13 protein-coding genes and 1 other RNA gene are annotated in these 17,943 nt (G+C 55.7%); 5 read left to right on the top strand and 9 right to left on the bottom strand.

Going from position 1 to position 17,943, the window contains the following annotated elements:
* Nucleotides 1–29 precede the first annotated feature (29 nt).
* Genes ARC85_RS10380 through xrt form a run of 3 tightly spaced genes read left to right on the top strand, consistent with a single transcriptional unit; the run spans nt 30 to nt 3,613 of the window.
* Nucleotides 30–929 (top strand): glycosyltransferase family 2 protein, encoded by a 900-nt coding sequence (locus ARC85_RS10380; protein WP_286714805.1) that lies wholly within the window; start codon nt 30–32, stop codon nt 927–929.
* A complete protein-coding gene (locus ARC85_RS10375; protein ID WP_222533773.1) occupies nt 926–2,047 on the top strand; it encodes a GNAT family N-acetyltransferase in 1,122 nt (373 codons plus the stop codon). The genes ARC85_RS10380 and ARC85_RS10375 overlap by 4 nt, the downstream gene beginning before the upstream one ends.
* A 12-nt stretch (nt 2,048–2,059) precedes the next feature.
* A complete protein-coding gene (gene xrt, locus ARC85_RS10370; RefSeq protein WP_286714804.1) occupies nt 2,060–3,613 on the top strand; it encodes an exosortase in 1,554 nt (517 codons plus the stop codon).
* Here the strand turns inward: xrt and ARC85_RS10365 are convergent.
* The 9 genes from ARC85_RS10365 to ARC85_RS10325 form a co-directional block, all read right to left on the bottom strand.
* A complete protein-coding gene (locus ARC85_RS10365) occupies nt 3,555–4,625 on the bottom strand; it encodes a glycosyltransferase (RefSeq protein ID WP_286714803.1) in 1,071 nt (356 codons plus the stop codon). The two genes, xrt and ARC85_RS10365, sit on opposite strands and share 59 nt — an antisense overlap.
* Nucleotides 4,626–4,692: 67 nt before the next feature.
* Nucleotides 4,693–5,379 (bottom strand): PEP-CTERM sorting domain-containing protein, encoded by a 687-nt coding sequence (locus ARC85_RS10360; RefSeq protein WP_226596285.1) that lies wholly within the window; start codon nt 5,377–5,379, stop codon nt 4,693–4,695.
* Between the two features lie 148 nt (nt 5,380–5,527).
* Entirely contained in the window at nt 5,528–7,492 is a 1,965-nt protein-coding gene (locus tag ARC85_RS10355; RefSeq protein WP_286714802.1) for a PA14 domain-containing protein, read from the bottom strand.
* A 120-nt stretch (nt 7,493–7,612) separates the two neighbouring features.
* Entirely contained in the window at nt 7,613–10,315 is a 2,703-nt protein-coding gene (locus ARC85_RS10350) for a tetratricopeptide repeat protein (RefSeq protein WP_286714801.1), read from the bottom strand.
* A 50-nt stretch (nt 10,316–10,365) separates the two neighbouring features.
* Entirely contained in the window at nt 10,366–11,736 is a 1,371-nt protein-coding gene (gene prsR, locus ARC85_RS10345) for a PEP-CTERM-box response regulator transcription factor (protein WP_014421323.1), read from the bottom strand.
* 135 nt (nt 11,737–11,871) lie between these two features.
* Nucleotides 11,872–14,010 carry an XrtA/PEP-CTERM system histidine kinase PrsK gene (gene prsK, locus ARC85_RS10340; RefSeq protein WP_273030571.1) on the bottom strand — a complete coding sequence of 713 codons (2,139 nt, stop codon included), beginning with the start codon at nt 14,008–14,010 and terminating at the stop codon, nt 11,872–11,874.
* A gap of 124 nt (nt 14,011–14,134) precedes the next feature.
* On the bottom strand, nt 14,135–15,082 hold the full coding sequence (locus tag ARC85_RS10335; protein ID WP_011785102.1) for an SDR family oxidoreductase: 948 nt from the start codon (nt 15,080–15,082) through the stop codon (nt 14,135–14,137).
* On the bottom strand, nt 15,082–15,897 hold the full coding sequence (locus ARC85_RS10330; protein ID WP_022991126.1) for a lysophospholipid acyltransferase family protein: 816 nt from the start codon (nt 15,895–15,897) through the stop codon (nt 15,082–15,084). Before ARC85_RS10330 ends, ARC85_RS10335 begins: the two co-directional genes overlap by 1 nt.
* 30 nt (nt 15,898–15,927) lie before the next feature.
* Nucleotides 15,928–16,848: a D-hexose-6-phosphate mutarotase gene (locus ARC85_RS10325; protein ID WP_206851888.1), complete on the bottom strand. Its 921-nt coding sequence runs from the start codon at nt 16,846–16,848 to the stop codon at nt 15,928–15,930.
* Between the two features lie 109 nt (nt 16,849–16,957).
* Here ARC85_RS10325 and ARC85_RS10320 point away from each other — a divergent pair, with 109 nt between their 5' ends.
* A complete protein-coding gene (locus ARC85_RS10320; protein ID WP_023010073.1) occupies nt 16,958–17,713 on the top strand; it encodes a 2OG-Fe(II) oxygenase in 756 nt (251 codons plus the stop codon).
* Nucleotides 17,714–17,784: 71 nt separating this feature from the next.
* Nucleotides 17,785–17,881, top strand: an RNA gene (gene ffs / locus ARC85_RS10315) — signal recognition particle sRNA small type.
* The last annotated feature ends 62 nt before the right edge of the window (nt 17,882–17,943 follow it).

The following is a 17,943-nucleotide window of genomic DNA, read 5'->3' as shown; positions in this document are numbered from 1 at the left end:
TGATGAATAAGACAGGGAAGTAAGCAGTCATGTCTTCTAATCCTCTGGTGTCGGTCATCACGCCAACATTTAACCGGGCGGACTACCTGCCGTTTGCGGTTGAGAGCGTTCTGTCTCAATCGGTTCCTGATTTCGAATTGATCGTTATTGACGATGGTTCCACGGACGGCACCGCCGAGCTGATGGAACGGTATCTGGCGGACTCCCGCATTCGATATCTTAAGCAGGAGAACCAGGGGCAGAGTGTGGCCCGGAATCGCGGAATTGCCGAGGCGCGTGGCCAGTTTATCTGCTTTCTCGACTCTGATAATGCCTGGGTGAGTACAAAGCTGGAAACCAGTCTGAAGGCCTTTGAGGAACATCCGGAGGCGGATATCGTCTATGGTGATTTCATAGCCATAGACGGGGAAGGGCACGAACATGGTGTGAATCGTATGGCTCGTTATTCCGGCCGTATCACGCCGCAGTTGCTCCGGGATAATTTTGTGAGCATGAACACAACTATGACCCGCAAGCGCTGCTTTGACGAGATGGGGGGCTTTGACAGCGCCGATCGGTTGGCGGAGGACTACGGGCTCTGGTTGCGTTTTTCTACCCGCTATCAGTTTCTATATGTTCCAGTGGTGCTTGGGTATTACCGGGTTATGGAAAACCAGATTTCCTCTGACAAAGAGAGCCGGTTTCGAGCGAACGAACAGCTGGTCCAGAGTTTTCTGAAAGCCTTTCCTTCAGCGGTTACCCGGGGTGAGGCCCGCCGGGGGTTAAGTTATTTTTTTATTCGGAAAGGGCGATATGAGTACTCGTCTGGTCAGCGTCGCCAGGCCATTCGTTCTTTGCTTCGGTCATTGTCGAAGGACCCGTTCTGGATGGGCCCCTGGCGGTTCGCTGTAAAAATGCTGCTAACTTCCAGACGAGGGAGGCGAATGTGACATATACCGTTCGTCGCTTGTCTGAGAAAGAGTTTTTCGGGTTGCAGGAAAGCTGGGATCATCTGCTGGAGCAGAGTAATGCCGACCCGCTGTTCATGAGCTGGGCCTGGCAGGCGTCCTGGTGGGAAACCTGGGGCGATAGACTGAATCTCGATCTGTTGCTGCTGGGCGTATACGCCCCGGGCGATACGCTGGTTGGCCTGGCTCCGCTTTACCTGAGTGCCGTCAGCACGCCGCTGGGCTGGAAAGTTCGAAGGCTGCATGTGGTAGGTAATGCCTGGAAGCTGGGGCCTACGGTGCGTACGGAATATGTGGGTGTCATTGCGGATCGGCGTGAGCAACAGGCCATCCTGCAGGCGCTCGGGAGTTATCTCGCCGAGGTTCGGTGGGATGAGATGATCATTGCGGATGCCTCCGCGAGATCAATGAGTATGATCGAATCTGGCCTGAGCCAAACGCTGGCTCTCTCCCGGGTAGTTCGGAGCGAGTCGGAAGGTGTGGTGATTCCAACTCAGGGGCAGTTTACGGACTGGTTATCAAGGCTTGGAAAGAATACTCGTCTGAAAGCCTATAATCGGCGAGAGTTGTTTGAAGGTACCTTGAATGGTTCCTTCGAGGAATGGCAGACCCCGGAGACGTTTCTGGCATTACTCAATCGTTTTCATTGCGAGCGTTGGGGAAAGCCCTGCTTTGACGATAATGCTGTTCGCTTCCATGAGGCACTTCTGAACCGGCTCTCCGGAAGCCAATCCGCGAGAATGTCGGTACTGAGAGCCGACAATCAGATTGTGTCTGTACTTTATGATGTCCGCGCCGGGAATCGGGTATACAACCTGCAGGCGGGGTTCATGCAGGATTTCCACAACAAATTGTCCTTGGGCACGCTCCATTTGGGATATGCCATTGAGCGATCCTTTCAGGATTCGAGCATTGTCAGTTACGACTTGCTGGCCGGGTCCGGGAAAAATACGTTCTACAAACAGCACTTCAGAGGGGAGCAGGTGTTGTTTACCACCGTTGAGTATGTTCGTTCTCCCATTCTTAAAATGGCTTATGGGGCAAGGGGTTGCATGCCTCCCCGTTTAGTGTCCTCAATTAATCGTTTCTTTCGTCTCTGAGCGGGTGTTGTCATGAATATGGAAAGGATGCCGTCTATCAGTCTGATGAGTCGTCTGTGGCCGTTCCTGCTTGTCTTATGTGTGCTGGCGTTCGTTACTTTTCCTACTCTGGAGGGAATCGTGACGCGATGGTTAAAGTGGGACGAATCATACTCCCATGGTCTTTTGTTAGCCGGCGTGTCGCTGTATCTGATCTGGCGAAAGGCGAAGACCAATCCGGTGGCCCCGGGCTTCGCCCCGGTTTGGGTTCTTCCTTTGATAGCCTGTCTGCTTGCCTATTGGGTCGGCGGGTTGATTCGTCTTCAGGCGCTTCAGCAATTGGCGTTGGTGCCTCTTTTGTTTGCTGCCTGCGCGACGCTGATGGGGTGGCGCCAGGCTCGCTGGTTCATTGTGCCGCTGGGTTTGCTGTTTCTGACCATTCCTGTGTGGGATTTCCTGGCCTGGACGCTACAGGTAATTACCGTTGCCGTTAATAAGGTCCTGTTGGGTTTTTTCGATATTGATTTTGAGGTGGAGGGCGTTTTCGTTTACCTCATCGGTGTCGGAACCTTTGAGGTTGCTCATGGATGCTCTGGACTACGGTATCTGCTGGTGGGACAGGCGCTGGTTCTGATTTATGGCGAGTTATACCTGTCGAGGTTACGATCCCGCGTCACGTTATTCTGTTTGGGGGTGGCGTTCGCCCTACTTGCTAACTGGATCCGGGTGTTCGTCATCATCTACATGGGGTATGAAACAAACATGCAGTCCAGCCTGATTGAGGATCATGAAAACTTTGGCTGGTGGGTGTTTGCGGGCACGCTTGTTCCCCTCTATTTTCTGGCTCGTCAGCTTGAGAAGCGGGACGACCAGGTTGTTGCCAGCCAGGATAATGACGAGAAGCAAGATCACGCCAAACCCGCAGGTAAAGCTACCGTTGCTGTAACGGTTGTCGCGCTGTTGGGGCTGGTTACCTGGGTTGCTTTGCCGGACAAGCGAGGCAACATTGCTTCTGAACCCGAAGGGTACGCCATTGATTTAAGTGAAAGGTATTCCCCGGTCTTCGGATCTGCACTGGAGGGGTGGCGCCCCAACGTTCTCAATCCAGACAGAGTGTATGCGCAGACCCTGTTTGACCGTTTGCAGGCCCGCGCAGGGCAAGGTTTGGGCACAACCTACTATCTGGGCGCGTTTACCTATGACTATCAAAGGCATCGTGCGGAACTCATCCAGTACAGTAACCGCCTTTATGACCGTGATTTCTGGATTCCGGAAGGCTTCTTTGATGTTGAAAACAGCCTGAATATCCCGGTGCAGGGAGTCACCCTGAAACATCGTGTTTCGGGACAACGTGTGCATCTGGGGTATAGCTACTTTGTTCAGGGGCAGTGGGAAACCGATCAGTGGCGCGCGAAGCTTGCTCAGGTGGGCGGGTTCTTCAGTGGCCGTGATGATGCCTCTTTACTCATCTCTGCAGTGGCGTGCGATGGCTGTGAGGTGGCTGCAACGCTTGCTGAGTTTATCGAGTCTACCTTTCCGGTGATTCTTGAGCAGATTGATCAAGAGGTGGTGCGACCAGATCGTTGAGCTGGCTCTCTAATCGGGAAAGAAACTGTTCGTGATTGGTTGAATACCATTCGATTGCCAGCCGGGACATGTGGGCCAGCGTGGCCGGTGGCTGGTCTATCGCAGCTTGAATACTCTGCTCCAGAGCTTGCTCTGAGACAAGGTAACGGGTGCCCAGTCGAAACGTCAGCTTTCTTTCCACGTGTGCCAGAAAGCCTCTGTCCTTCCCAACCAGCTCGTTCATGGGCGGTGCATCAGTTGTTATTGTAATACATCCGTAAGCCATGGCCTCTGCCAGTACCTGGCCATAACCCTCCACCTCAGAAGGTAGTACCGCGAAACCGGCCTGGGCCCAGAGTGTGTTTAGTTCATTGTTCGTGAGATTTTTCTCTACCCTGATATTGGCGGCGGGGGTGGTGTCCAGATGCTGGGAGACGACGACCAGTTCTGGCCATTCAGGGTGCCTCTGCCAACATGCCATAACACGTTGCGTGCCCTTGAACTGACTGTTGCCAGCTACATGCAAAGCCAAACCGTAGTCTTTCCTTTCTGAACCGTTTTGAGCGCTAACTTCACCGCCGGTAAAACCGAGGTATTGGGTGTCTGCATGTAAGGCGGAAAAAATCGATACCGCGTGCTGTGTTTTGCAGAGTATACGGTTGGTAAAGCTGAGGTAGGGACCTCTCGATTCAATGAACCATTCCTGGTTAGGGATGAGCCAGTGGTGCCGGCCAGCAGCCAATTGAGATATCCAGATATTTTCGAGGTGAATGACGAGATCTGCCCGTTGACCCGTATGGAGCAGCCGGAGTAAAGCAACTTGAGTTCGATAGAAGAGTTTGCTGAGAAATCTGGGGCAAAGTCGTTCTAATGCTTTGAAACGATAGGCTGAAAGGCGGGAACGCCATACGGGAGTAGGGGGCAGTTGAACCTGCCTGGTCTGGTGCCCAAGCCGTTGCAGGGCTGCTTCCAGTATCCTGGCATCTTTCTGGAGCCCCCTGCCGCTATTGGCATAAACAATCAGTACATCCATGAACCTGACCTGAAATGAAAAAGCCCTGCAAGTGCAGGGCTTTTAAAGCGTAGCATAGAACTCGATGTCAGGCTTTTTTACGGCCTTTCATGCGCACTGCAATACCTGCGAGGCCAAGGCCCAATAGCGCCAGGGTGCCGGGCTCAGGTACTTTGGTGGCGCGAACAGCGATGACCATGTCGTCGTGGTTGTCGTCGCCAGTCCAGCCGTCATCAAAGCTGATCAGGAAGTAATCCTGCTCATTGGGGACTTGGAAAAGGTTGAAGTTGACTGATGATTTGGGTTCGCCCGGAATATTTAATTGGCTACCGTTGGTTCCGTCGTTAAGCACTTCAACATTGTTTCCGTTTTTGAAACTGAATGTCAGCAGTTTGTCCAGGCCACCGTAGAAAACGGTACTGAAGGTGTCGTTTGGACTGTTAGTTTGGTCAAAAACCAAGGTGTTACCCCAGTAAAACTGGTTGTTGTCGCTCGCTTCTTTACCCAGATAGGTAAAGGTCAGCTTGAACGGATCTGAACTGGTGGACTTCAAGTTGTGGCCGAACAGCACGGAATCGCCAACACTGTACAACGGCGCATCGGCAGTCCAGGTACCAGCATTTCGCGTAGCGTAATCGTTATCTCCAGGAACGCTTTGCTCAGGAACGGCGCCAGGTGCATTGCCGTTTGCGACGGCATCAATGTAAGCAGCCTGAGCCACTCCGGCAAAACCGACGGCTGCAGCCATTGCCAAGCCTTGAGTCAATTTTTTCATTTGAGTCACTCCTCCAGTGAGTGGTCTTTGCGTTACGTCAATTATAGGCATGCAGGCTTCGTGCCAACATTTAACTCATTGAAAATAATGAATTATCTTTTGCCTTCTTGACTTTGCTGTAAAATAACTCGACATCAACACTTTGGTCTCAGTTAACCTGATGCTCCACCGGGTCCGACGGTTCACTACTCAATCCATTGATATCAATTACCTGAATCGTAAAGTACCAGGTGCCTGGCGCCAGGCCGGTAACCGTGGTTGAGGTTGTGCCTGCCGGCACCTCCAGAGTTTGAGTCAGGTTTGCAGCATCCTGTCCGTAGTTGATCCGGTAACGGTCAATTTCGCTGAGAGAAATGCTGCTGCCATCTACCCTGGTGCCCGGAGGCGTCCACGACAGTGTCACACTGCCGCTGGCATCGCCGGTACCGCCGGGCTGGCTGGTGACCGGTGATTCTGGCTCCGATACGGTTTCGAGCGTGTACGGGTGCAGGCCCGATTGATAAGCCTCAAGAACCGTCACGCCGCTATCGTTAAGCACCCGGCTCGCTGATGGTTGCATCAGGGGGAGTCCGTAGCGAAGTTTGTAAAGATCGTCGATGCCGTCGTTCAAGGTGCTTTCGGCGAACTCGCTGTCCAATGCCAGATGCTGGACGGTGTTGGTCGTGGATATGGCATCTCCAGTGGCGGCGTCGGTAATCACCAGTTGTGCGGTGGCACCCCAGCCGAACTCAAAGTACTCCATGGTGATGGCAACGGGGGTCCCTGCTTCGAGACTCGCGGTGGCGTTGTAGCTGGTGGGGGATTGGTTCTTCCACTGATCAATGACGGTAGACCCGTTGAGGAAAAGCCGAACACCATCATCCGTGGTGGTGGTGAAGGTGTAGTCCCGGGTTCCTTCATTGTGGGGGGGTGTGAACCATCCCTGCCAACGCACGCTGAACCGGTCCTTTGGAAGCTCCGCTGCCGGGCTTCCACTATTCCAGTTGAAGTCGACGGTCGCATCCCGCTGACTGTAAACGAAGCTGTCAAACTCGGTGCCTGTGAAGTACTGGCCGACGAATCCGGTTGCGTACACTTCCTGGGGGGCAGGGAAGTCGCTGGCATCGGTGGGATTGGTGCCGGCCTGATACTCTTGCAGGATGGTATAGCCATCACCGTCAAGATCGGTATTGGCGTCGCCCGGGTTGGTGGGGTCCGTGCCATAGGCGTATTCGTACCCATCCGGAATCCCGTCGTTATCAGTATCTTCGGTGCCGGGATTGGTCCTGGCCCAGAACTCATCCATGGCGGTAAGCAGATCATTGTCGGTATCGGATTTTGCATCGGCGGCATTGGATGGATCCAGCCCGTACACAATCTCCCAGTTGTCGTACAGATCATCACTGTCCGCATCAAGTGGGGGGTACTGGCTGTTGAATGAGAGGCCCTGTTCAGCGTCAAAGTAGCCGATTCGGTAGCCCAGATGGTAGGCATCTTCGGATGTCATCTCGGGGGCCGAGTCAGGGGCTTTCTGGGCGTAGCTGTATAGCGCGCTGCCGCTGATCACTTGCTGAGAGATGCCGGGGCCGGACCAGGCAACGGTAAAGTGGTCGTCCCATCCACCTTCCTTGTGTCTGAATTCAAAGTAATATTTTTTGCCGGCCTCCAGATATTGTACGCCGGAGGTTTGTGAGGCATAGCGGGTGAAATTATCGAGGGGCGTGGACATGGTGGAGGCGATCTGAACCGCACCGTCCGGGTTCTGGGAATCAGATAACCACAGTTGTGTCTGATCGTCGCCACTGATGTAAAAGGTGTATTCGCCCGTTTCGGGGGGCTCGATAAAGCCCCGGATCAGTGTGCCGTAATTATTGGCTCGGCTGGTGGCTTGGCGTAGTTGGGTGAGTTCAGTGATTTCATCGGGCGAATCCGGATATTTCTCTGCGTCCAGCATGCCCTGAACGTAGTTCCCGGAGATACCGTCAAAATACCAGACATCGACCTTTCCCGGTTCGCTCGTCTCTGGTATCGCGGCTGTCGGTGGCAAATCCTCAATATCCCTGAACTGCCAGTTCTGACAGCCGCTGAGCAGAACCACCACGGTGCCTACGCTCAACACTTTGATAGCAGCCATAACCCACCTTCCTTGCTATTGGAAACAATATGTAAAGTATTGTTGCAGTGTGTCAGGGCTGCCACCGGCGGCTAGGAACGTTTCGTTATGTCCTCTCTTTGGTTATAGCGCGAGTAATGATTAGCCGTTGTTGCCTGTGCTGAACTTGTCCATGATCTGCTGGGCCGCATCCGTGCGGCCGGTGGCTCGATAAGCTTCGGCCAGATGCATGGCAATTTCCTGGGAATCCGGTGCCAGGGAATGGGCTCTTTCCAGTACAGCCAGGCTTTGCTCGTGTTCACCAGCCTCGAACAGGATCCAGCCGTAGGTATCTGCAATCGCAGCATTTTGGGGCACTAGTTCGTAGGCGCGTTTGGCCAGTGATGCCGCTTCGCTGTTGCCGGCCTCGTAATACAGCCAGGCGAGATTATTCAGCGCCAGGGCGTTGTCCGGGGCCAGTTGCAGAACCTGCTGGTAGTGCTCAATGGCCGCATCCGTCTGGCCTGCTTGCTGGGTTTGAAGCGCCAGTGTAAGCAGAATTGACGAATTGTTCGGGAATTGTTTGTTGGCTTCCTGCAGTGCTTCTATCGAATTCTGAGATCGGCCGGCGTTAGAGAGTGCGCGAGCATGGGCGATGGCCAGTTCCGCCGTTTGTCGCTTGGCCAGCGCCAGTTGATAAAGCTCAGCAGCTTGCTGATGTTCGCCCTGGTTTTCGTAATAGCTGGCTTCTACCTGGTAGGGCGCGGGGGAGTCCGGATGATGCTGCTTGGCATCCTGCAGCGCACTTCGCGCGGCGGTTGCGTTGCCATTGCTGAATTCGATGGCAGCCACTTTTAGGGCGATGGCCTCGTTCTCTGGGAAGAGCGCTCGTCCGCGGCTCAGGATCTCCAGAGCGCGCTCGCTGTTGTCGCGCTGTGCCATTTGAGTGGCAATGCCTTCATACACCGCAGCGACCAGCGGTTCAGACGGTGAGGGCTGGTCTTCGCGCTCTCTTTCCATCAACCGGGCGGTCAGTTCATCGGCTCGCAACGTATCGTTGTTGATCAGCGCGGATTCCAGAAGGATCAGCCGCGGTCCGTTTGCCTCAGGATGTTGCGTGCTGATTTCCTGCATCAGCCTGGTCAGTTGATCGCGCTTCATCACACCGGCAAGGGCCTGAATGGCGGGCAGGTTGTTCGGGTTGGTTTCGACCGCCTGGCGGTACCAGGCAATCGCCTGCTCCGTGTTCTGCTGTTCGCGGGCAAGGTTGCCCAGAGCTACCAGAGGAGCTGCTTCTTCCGGGTGTTGCTTGTGCGCCCGCTCAAAGTAGCTGGCCGCCTGTTGGGTGTTGTTCAGGCTGCTGGCCAGGTTTCCGCGGGCAATCAGGGCAGCCATGCTGTCCGGATTGGCTTTAAGCCAGGTGTCCAGGGTGTCTGTTGCCGCCTGCGAATTGCCAGACAACGCCTGGGCCTGGGATGTCAGGATTGTGGCCTGCAGGGCCTCCGTGGCATCCGACGGAATCTGACTGGCCTGTTTGATGGCATTGGCGAAATCTCGGGTTTGAGTGAGATAAGCCGCATAGCGCAAACGCAGGTTGTGGTTCTCCGGTGCCAGTTCCAGCGACTTCTCCAGGAGCTGGCGGCCACTCTGGTCATCGCCAGAAGCCAGGCTTGCAATGCCTACCAGTGCAAGTGTTTGTGGATCGGCGTCGCTGCCCTCCAGGTCTTCCAGCAGTGATTTTGCGCCAGCCGGGTCGCGCATGGATATGCGGGTGGCGGCCAGGAGTTTGCGTACTTCATCGGCGTTTTCCATATCGGCCAGCGGAGCAAGCAGTTTCTCCGCCTCCTCTGGGCGGCCTTGCCGATAACGTATTACGCCCAGCATCAATGCGCTTTGTTGATGGTTGGGAACCTGGTTAAGGACTTCCTGCAGATACCTGGCGGCGGTATTCAGGTCGCCATCATTATAGGCTGAGGCCGCGGCTTCCAGGTTGCTTTTGATCGTACCCGGACCGGACTTGGCAAGGATTTCCTCATAGACAAATGCCTCCGCCGATTTGCCCTGCTCACGCAGAACGGTGATCAGGGCCGAAATGGTCTGGTATTTACGGAAGGTCATAACGTCGAACTGGCCAATGGTTTCCAGTGCGCGTATGTACGCCTGCTCAGCTTCGGCCCATTGTTGCTGGGCATGGGCGAATTGCGCTTTCCAGAGCCAGACGTCTCCGTGTTCAGCGTCAATCTTTACGGCTTTCTCAAGGCGTTCCTTTGCAGTGTCGAAGTCGCCCTTGGCCGTGGCAACCCGGGACAGGCCGACCATGGCAACAACGTTATTGCTGTGTTTGTCGAACGCGCTCTGGTAGGCCTCTTCGGCTTTGTCAAAGTCGCCGCTGGTCAACCAGGCGCGACCTTTCAGGTTGTCTGCCTGCAACTGTTGATCCGGAGAGGGCGATGAAATCTGGTCCAGAGATTCCAGGGCTTCCTGGTGTTTACCCTGGAGAATACGGGCTTCAGCCCGGATCAACGCAGCCTGGTTGCGTTCCGATTGGCCCAGATCCTCGATGTTGGTTTTTTCAAGGAGTTTGTCCAGTTGCCGTTCAGCGTTCGCCGCATCACCGGCAGTAAGCAGGTTGTGGATGATGACAAAGTAGGGGGCGGTGCGATTCGGCTGGAGATCGATGGCGCTTCTGGCCTCGATGGTGCTTGCTTTCAGCTCACCCTGGCGCTGGAAAAACCGTGCCTGGTCTACATGGCTGATGTACTGAATGTCTTCCTGAGACATGTCCGGTTCGCTGTTGCACCCCGTCACGGCCAAAGCGATGGCAGCGGATAGCAGTGATGCACGCGCAATAGTTCTTATCTTCATGCCCTGGTCCTTCCTTCGTCGGGTCTTGTTCTGTTCCAGCATTGGGTGTCTCAGGCCTCGTTCGGGGCGGTGTTGGTCTCAATCCGGTACTTGTCGGTCAGGTTGTATAGCGTCGGGCGGGTAACGCCCAGAAGGCGCGATGCCTGAGCCATGTTGAAATTACTGGTGGTGAGGGCCTGAATAATCGCCTTTCGTTCTGCCGCTTCACGTACCTGGCGCAGGTTGAGCTGAAAGTCGGTGTCGCAGCCTTCGAGCGGCAGAACCAGGTCCTCGGCGGTGATGCGCTTGCCATCGGCCATGATGATCGCCCGCTTCACCTTGTTGATCATTTCACGCACATTGCCTGGCCAGCTGTAGGCATTGATGGCCTGAACCGCATCGTCCGAGAACGTGAGGTTAGGGCGGTCCATTTGTTTCCCCAGGGTTTTCAGGAGGGATTGTGCAATCACCAGTGGGTCGCCATCCCGTTCACGCAGGGCAGGCACATCCAGTGTGATTTCACTGATCCGGTAATACAGGTCTTCCCGGAAATCGCCCTGGGCAATCAGGTCCTGAACATTCCGGTGGGTGGCGCACACCACCCGGACATCAACGGGAATCGGTTTTACCGAACCTACCCGGTCGACCACTCGTTCCTGCAGGAAGCGAAGCAGTTTGGCCTGCAGTGCCATCGGCATATCGCCAATCTCGTCGAGAAACAGGGTGCCGCCGTTGGCGCTCTCAATCTTGCCTTTCTTGGATTGGGTCGCGCCGGTAAAGGAGCCTTTCTCGAACCCGAACAGTTCGCTCTCCAGCAGGTTTTCCGGAATGGCGGCGCAGTTGATGGCCGCAAAGGGTTTGTCGGCGCGATGGCTCAGGTCGTGCAGGGCCCGGGCCAGGAGTTCCTTGCCGGTACCGGTTTCGCCGGTAATCAGGGTGGTGACATCGGTAGGCGCAACCTTTTCAACCGTGCGGCAAATCACCAGCATTTCGGGGCTGGCGGCAACAATGCCTTTGATGTTGGTGCCATTGCCTTGCGAGGACAGTTCGCGGTTTTCTTTTTCCAGTTCCGCGAGGCGGAATGCCCGATTTACCACAAAGGTGAGGATGTCGGCATCCAGCGGCTTCTGGTAGAAGTCGCAGGCTCCCATGCCTATGGCCTTGACGGCGTTTTCCTTGTCTTCCCGCCCAGTCACCACGATCACTTTGGTCATGGGCGCCAGGCGAAGGATATCTTCCAGCAGGGCGAAACCCTCAGTGGCGCCGCCGGGGTCGGGTGGCAAGCCAAGATCCAGCGTCACCACTTCAGGCTCGAGACGCCGAAGTGCCGTTAGCGCTGCCTCCCGGTCAGCGGCCACCGAGACTTCAATGTCTTCACTGAAGCACCATCGCATCTGGCTCTGGAGGCCAGGATCATCCTCGACTATCAATAACTGCTTCACAACAACAACCAGTCCTTTGTTCCGTGTTCATATCGGATAGACGCCCATGAGGCGAACGCGATTCCATGACTCTGATTCTTAACTGAACATTGACACTTTGCAATGCTCGCTTAATAAAATAGTCTTCTCCGTCGGTTAATTGACGGCTTGCCTGCCTTCCTGCAAGCCGGAATCTGTCGGTTCCGGCTTGTTCCCGGCTGATTCGCCGGTTGCTGCATTGGCCAGCGGAATACGTACCGAAAAGCAGGAGCCCAGGCCGGGCTCGCTGGTTACGTCAATCGAACCGCCCAGTTCCTGTATGTATTCCCGGGCCTGATAGGCTCCAATCCCCATACCGGTAAGCCCTTTGGTGCTTTCGAAGGGTTTGAAAAGCCGGGTGCGGATAAACTCTTCCGTCATGCCGCTGCCGGTATCCTGGATAAACAGCACCACGCTGCCTTTGGCCGTTTTCAGGTTCAGTGTGATTTCCCCGGTTGGAGCCGTGGCGTCCTGGGCGTTGCGAATCAGGTGGCCCAGCACGCTGCGCAGCTGTTCTTTGTCGGCGCATACCTGGATGGCGGGTGGAGCACCCAGTAGCATCGGTGCCGGGCTGCGGCGGCTGTTGTCTTCAATCAGCTCGCGGACCAGTTGGGTCAGGTCTATGGGAGCACGTTGCTCGTCCGCCCCGGAGGATGGTTTGCGGATATGATCCACGAGGTTCGACATTTTACGGACCGCATGATCGGTGGTGGCAATCATGTCGTCGATAAAGGCTGGGTTGTTGCGATGTTTGGGCGCATTCTTGACCAGCAGGGACAACTGGGCGATCAGTGTTTTCAGGTCATGCACCATGAACGCGCTGGCCTTGCTGACGGCTTCAAACTGCATGGCCCGTGAGAGCCGGTTCTGGGCATCGTTCTGGGCGATGAGATTACAGGTCTGGCGGGCCACCACCTTGATCAGGTCGAAGTTCTCCCAGTTAAGCTCCACCCTGGCGTAAGGCGCGCCGACCATGGCAATGCCGTAGAGTTCGTTATCAAGATACAGCGGGATGACCAGCCAGGCTTCCGGGGTCTTGGTGATGGAGTCCGGTATTTCCAGCAGGTTGTAGCTCACCGGGTCTTCCCGGTATTCACTCAGATCAATGATCCATTCACGATCTTTAAAGAACTTCACCATGTCCGAGTCTTCGTCAATGATGGTGTCCTTGGGTGTGGCGATGTTCACGCTGGCTTTCAGGTGGAAATCTTTTTGCTCGCCCTTTATCCAGAGCGCGCCGGCATTGCTTTCCACCAGTCCGGCCAGAATGCGCACTACTCGCTCGGGCAGGGGTGGTTCGTTGCTCAGGTTGGCAAGTTCCTTGGTGAGCTTGAGCCATTCATCGCGATAGTCGTACTTGTAGTCGAAGAAGTTCTGGCTGATGAAGACCATCAGGCGGCCGCGAATACGCCTCGACAGCAGAAGTGTCACCAGAAATGCCAGGGAAACGGTGATGAAAAGAACCTGAAGGGCTTCGCCCCACTCACCACCGAGAGCCCGCACGTAGTAACCGCCGATGGCCAGCAGTAACAGGTATCCGCCCGCGAAGATGAGTGTGCCAGCGTGAAATACGGCCGAACGGGACAGCTGGAAGTCCACGGGTTGTTTGCGTGTGTTAACCACGTTAATTGCAAAAAGGGGCATGAGTGCGGCGTTCACAAAACCGCGCGCATTCCAGAACGAATCCGCGACTTGCCCGAACAGCAGAGCATCAGCATACATGAAGAAATCAAAGGCGAAGATGGTGGCAACGCCAATGCACAGGTACTTCATGCTGGAGCGGCCGAAAACAGTAGAGTTTCGCCAGATCTGCTCGACCAGCGACAGGCCCAGGAGTGACAGGGCGATCTGGCCAATCACCTTGGTCTTACCGCTGACCAGATCGATGTGGAGGGCGAACTCCAGTGTACCAAGGGCCAGTAAGGTGATAATCAGTATCGCCGTCGCGGCACCCAATACCTTCTTTATTTGACTGGTGAACCGGCCTTGGCGAAAGCCGTCGCGAAGCATGGCGAACAGCAGGAGTAACCAGGCTGTGTCTCTGAGCAGTTCCAGGAGGTAGCGGGTGAAGAATCCGGGCGATCCCCAGAGGCTTTGGGTAACCAGGACGGAGGCCCACAGGGCGGTAACAATGGCGGCAAGGAACAGAGCACGATCAATGTCGCGGCGAAGATAACGGGTTGCCACAAGAACGGCCAGAACCGCAAAGACAGCGGCTGCCGCGCCGTGACTGATCACGCTGAGATCCCTGAACATTAGCTCTTTCCTTGAACACCGGGAATCCCGGGCCTGCCGGTGCCCGGGTACTGTATTTAATATGTACAGGGTAGCGCCGAAAAGGGCCGTTCGTCTATTTGAATACTCAAATTACCGATGAGTTTCACACCGGTTTTTTGTTATCGCGATAATACCGGAAAATCTCTTTCAATGGCCGTTTGGGCTCAAAACCGAATTCCCGGGCGAAGGCGCGACCGTCAATCACCACCGGATATTTGAAGAATGCCATAAGGTAGGGAGGGAAGCTGCGCAGGTTCAGAACCCGGGCAATGGCCTTCGGCACGCTCGGTGGAATGGAGGGAATGGGTATGGTTTTGCAACCGCAGAGCTTCAGGGCGTGCTGGTAGGCGACCCAGTCTTGCGGCGCGACATTGAACACGCCTTTTACGGGCTTTGCCCAGGCGGCGACAATGGCGTCTGCCATATCGTCGATATGGATGAACTGCATCATCGGCGAAAAGCCAGCCAATACGGGTGCCCGCTCACTACTGAGCAGGGTGCTCATGGTATTGCGAACACCGGGGCCCACGATGTTGCAGGGCCGAAGAATAGTTATGTTGAGTTCCGGGTAGCGCCAAAGATAGATGTTGGCGAGGTTCTCAAGCTCCACTGAATCCACCAGGTCCGCGCTCAGGCCCGCGCTTTTGAGGGGGGCGGACTCGTCAATCAGCGCCGGGTTATAGGCCACGGCACCATAGACGTGGTAGGTGGAGAGCACAATCACCCGGCGTATGCCGTATTTATGGGAGAGGTCCAGTAGCTTCTGGGTGCCCAGCACATTGGCATTATAGCGGCGCATGCGGGTCAGTTGGCTGGAGAGGATGCGGCCGAGATGAATCACGCCATCAAACTCGTAGCGTCGGAACAGGTCTTCGAAGACCCGCTTGTTAAAGTCGATGCAGTAGCTGGGGATGTCGTCTCCCAGGTAAACCTGTTCCCGGAAATCGACGGCCACCAGATCACAGCTTTCTCGCAGGCGGCGGATCACTTGCTGGGCCAGCGCACCGGCAGCACCAGTGATCAGAATGCGGGGTCTTTGGTGCTTGCTCATCAGAACAGCCTTTTCCTTTCGCTCAGTCCCTTGTCAATCAGGCGGCTGATCTCGGCTTTCACAGCCTCTACCCGTTCGGTGACCTGTTCTTCAGGGATTTCGGTATCATCAAAATACATGGGTTCCCCGAAATTCAGGTGTACCTTGGCGGGGAGCACCACGGGCAGGGCGACAGGAACGTAGGGTACGCCCAGGGCATTGGCCAGTGGCTTGATGTTGGCAATGGCCGGGATGGTCTCTTCGCAGCCCACTACGCCCACAGGCACAATGGGCGCCTTGTACTTCATGGCCAGATGCATAAAACCGTTGCCGAAACGTTTCAGTTGATACCTGTCCCGGTAGAGCTTGCCGGAGCCTCTCACGCCTTCCGGAAACACAATCACTGCTTCGTTGTTGGCGAGCATCTTCGCGCAGTTAACCGGGTCTCCGAGCACGGCGCCGATTTCGTTCAGGAGGTTGCCAAGCCACGGCACCGTCGGAAAGAAACGCTCGATCATGGCGCGGGGAATTCGAGGATTTTTTTCCCGTGAGGCGAGGGCGTAACCAATGAGCAGGCCGTCGATGGGTAACTGGCCGGAGTGGTTCGCAATAATCAGCACCGGGCCCTCTGCCGGCACGTTGTCAACGCCGGAGGCGCTGACCCGAAAGTATTTCTCGTAGATTTGCCGGGCAACGGAAAAGCCGTATTTCACCGCTTCGTTGTTATAACCCCAGGGATCGTAGCCCAGTGTGCCGATGGGTTTGCGAATGCGGTTTACCTGTTCGTCCAGTTCCGCTGGTATCAGTTTCGATCTCAGATACGATGCCAGGCCCATGCCCGCTCCCTGTGTCAAAGAAGTTGCCGCTCAGGCGCGGCCGATGAATACGCCCATTGTGTGGCTCTGGCCTTCATTTAATACCCGATAATCCGATGCTGCATTGGCTGTTTCGACGCACAGCATTTTCTGCCAGGCAGAGTCCGGAAAATCTGAAAGGCGCTGCGCTTTTCCCGGGCCAGGATTCCAGACCACGGTTGAATCGCTACCCACAGACGTAAGCTTTCGCTTGCCGGAAGGTGTTACTACGGTCAGTGCTTCGCCGGTTTCGTATATCCGGTCCACTTCACCTTCGAAATACACTGGCCCTTCCTGTGAGACGTAGTCCCAGTCTTTCAGCGTGTCGATGTACTGGCTGTTTCCCAGGCCCAGCACGCGGGTTCGCTGAATGTCGTCAGTGGGCAGGTAAGTGTGAAGGGCCTGGCTGAACGCCAGCGGCGCTTTCGAAAGATTGGTGGTTGTCAGTGCGATCTGGCAACCGCGAATGGAAAAACTGAAGGTGATCAGGGCCAGGGCGTGGCCGTCCCAGTGTTCCTGGAAATCGTCGTTGGCGCTGAGGGACAGGCTGACTTCTACCTCGTGGGCGCTTTCCCGAACATCTTCCAGCCGCCATAAAGCGGTGCGGGCAAAGCCATGGGCTGAGGATGACGCTATGCGCTTGCGGATTTCCGGCGGGTTCCGGAGTGGGTCTCCAAACCAGGGCCAGCACACGGGAATGCCACCGCGAATTGCTCGGCCAGGTTGAAAACGGGCGAGTTCACTGAGCCAGAGCCAGTTGCGTTCATCCTTTGGCGCGAAATGGGTGAGGTGTGCCCCCTGTAGAAACAACGTGGCCTGGAACAATGGGTGATGAACTTCAAGTGCCTCCAGTTGCCCGATGGTACTCCAGCGGGTAAATGACCAGTTGCCCGGGCCTCCGGTTGCTGGCGGCTTGCTACTGCTGTCCGACATATTCAGAAACGGCTTCCTTTAGGTAAAACTCCGTAGCTTCAGAGTAATTTAAAACCGTGCGCGCGGCGAGTTTCTGAATACAATACGTCAAAATTGTGAGGGTCTGAACATGGAATCAGAAAATCCGGTAGCGTCGGTCTTGCCGATGCCGGAGCCGCTTCTCGAGCAGTCCGCGGGCCAGTTGGACAAGGTGGCTGGAGACATTATCGGGGCAGCTGGCCGCTGTGATTCTTTGTTGGTCTCCGATGGCTGGTTGGATGAACTCGCCGATAGCCTGAGCGAGAAAGCCTGGATTGAGCTGGATCTGCTCGGTCATTTGCCCGTTGGCCTGATCGCTGCGCTTCGTAACGAGGTAGAGATACTGGACCGTACCGAAGCCATGGGGAGAGCAGGGATTGGGCGCGGTGCCGATCTGACCCGTGATCGCAGCGTCCGCCGGGATAAAATCGCCTGGCTTGATGGCTATACCGCCGCCCAGTCGGAGCTGTTCCGGTTCTTTGATGCCCTGCGGGTTGGTCTGAACCAGCGCCTGTTTCTTGGGCTGAAGCGCTATGAAGCGCATTATGCCACCTACCAGCCTGGCGATTTCTACAAGCGCCACCTGGACAGTTTCCGGGGCAGGGCATCCCGTGTGGTCAGCCTGGTGCTGTATCTGAATGAAGGATGGCAGCTGCAAGACGGGGGAGAGTTGCGGGTGTTCAGCCCCGACAACGAAGATCAGATGGTTGGTCTGGTGCGGCCGGAAGCAGGGCGTGCGGCTCTGTTTCTGAGTGAGGATGTGCCCCACGAGGTATTGCCCGCCAATCGCACCCGGTACAGCATTGCCTGTTGGTTCCGGCAGGACGAAGTCCCTTTGCCGTTGTAGTCCTTATACCCTTCTGTTAATATGCGCGCCGCTTTCGAGGGAAATGCCCCGAAACGCCGTTATGGTGGCCCCATTGGTGCCTCCGCAACATGAAACCGTGAACCCGGTCAGGCCCGGAAGGGAGCAGCCGAAGCGGTGGATGTGTGTGCCGGGGGATCGCTGGTGGGGTCACCCCCATATCCAGCCTCTTGTTTTGCCTGTTTCCTCTCCCGTTTGTTGCGCAAGCGCAT

It is taken from the genome of Marinobacter sp. tcs-11 (assembly GCF_002049515.1).
GTDB classification, from domain to species: domain Bacteria; phylum Pseudomonadota; class Gammaproteobacteria; order Pseudomonadales; family Oleiphilaceae; genus Marinobacter; species Marinobacter nauticus.
Note: the sequence above shows the minus strand (reverse complement) of the source record. Positions and strands in the feature narration are given on the sequence as shown.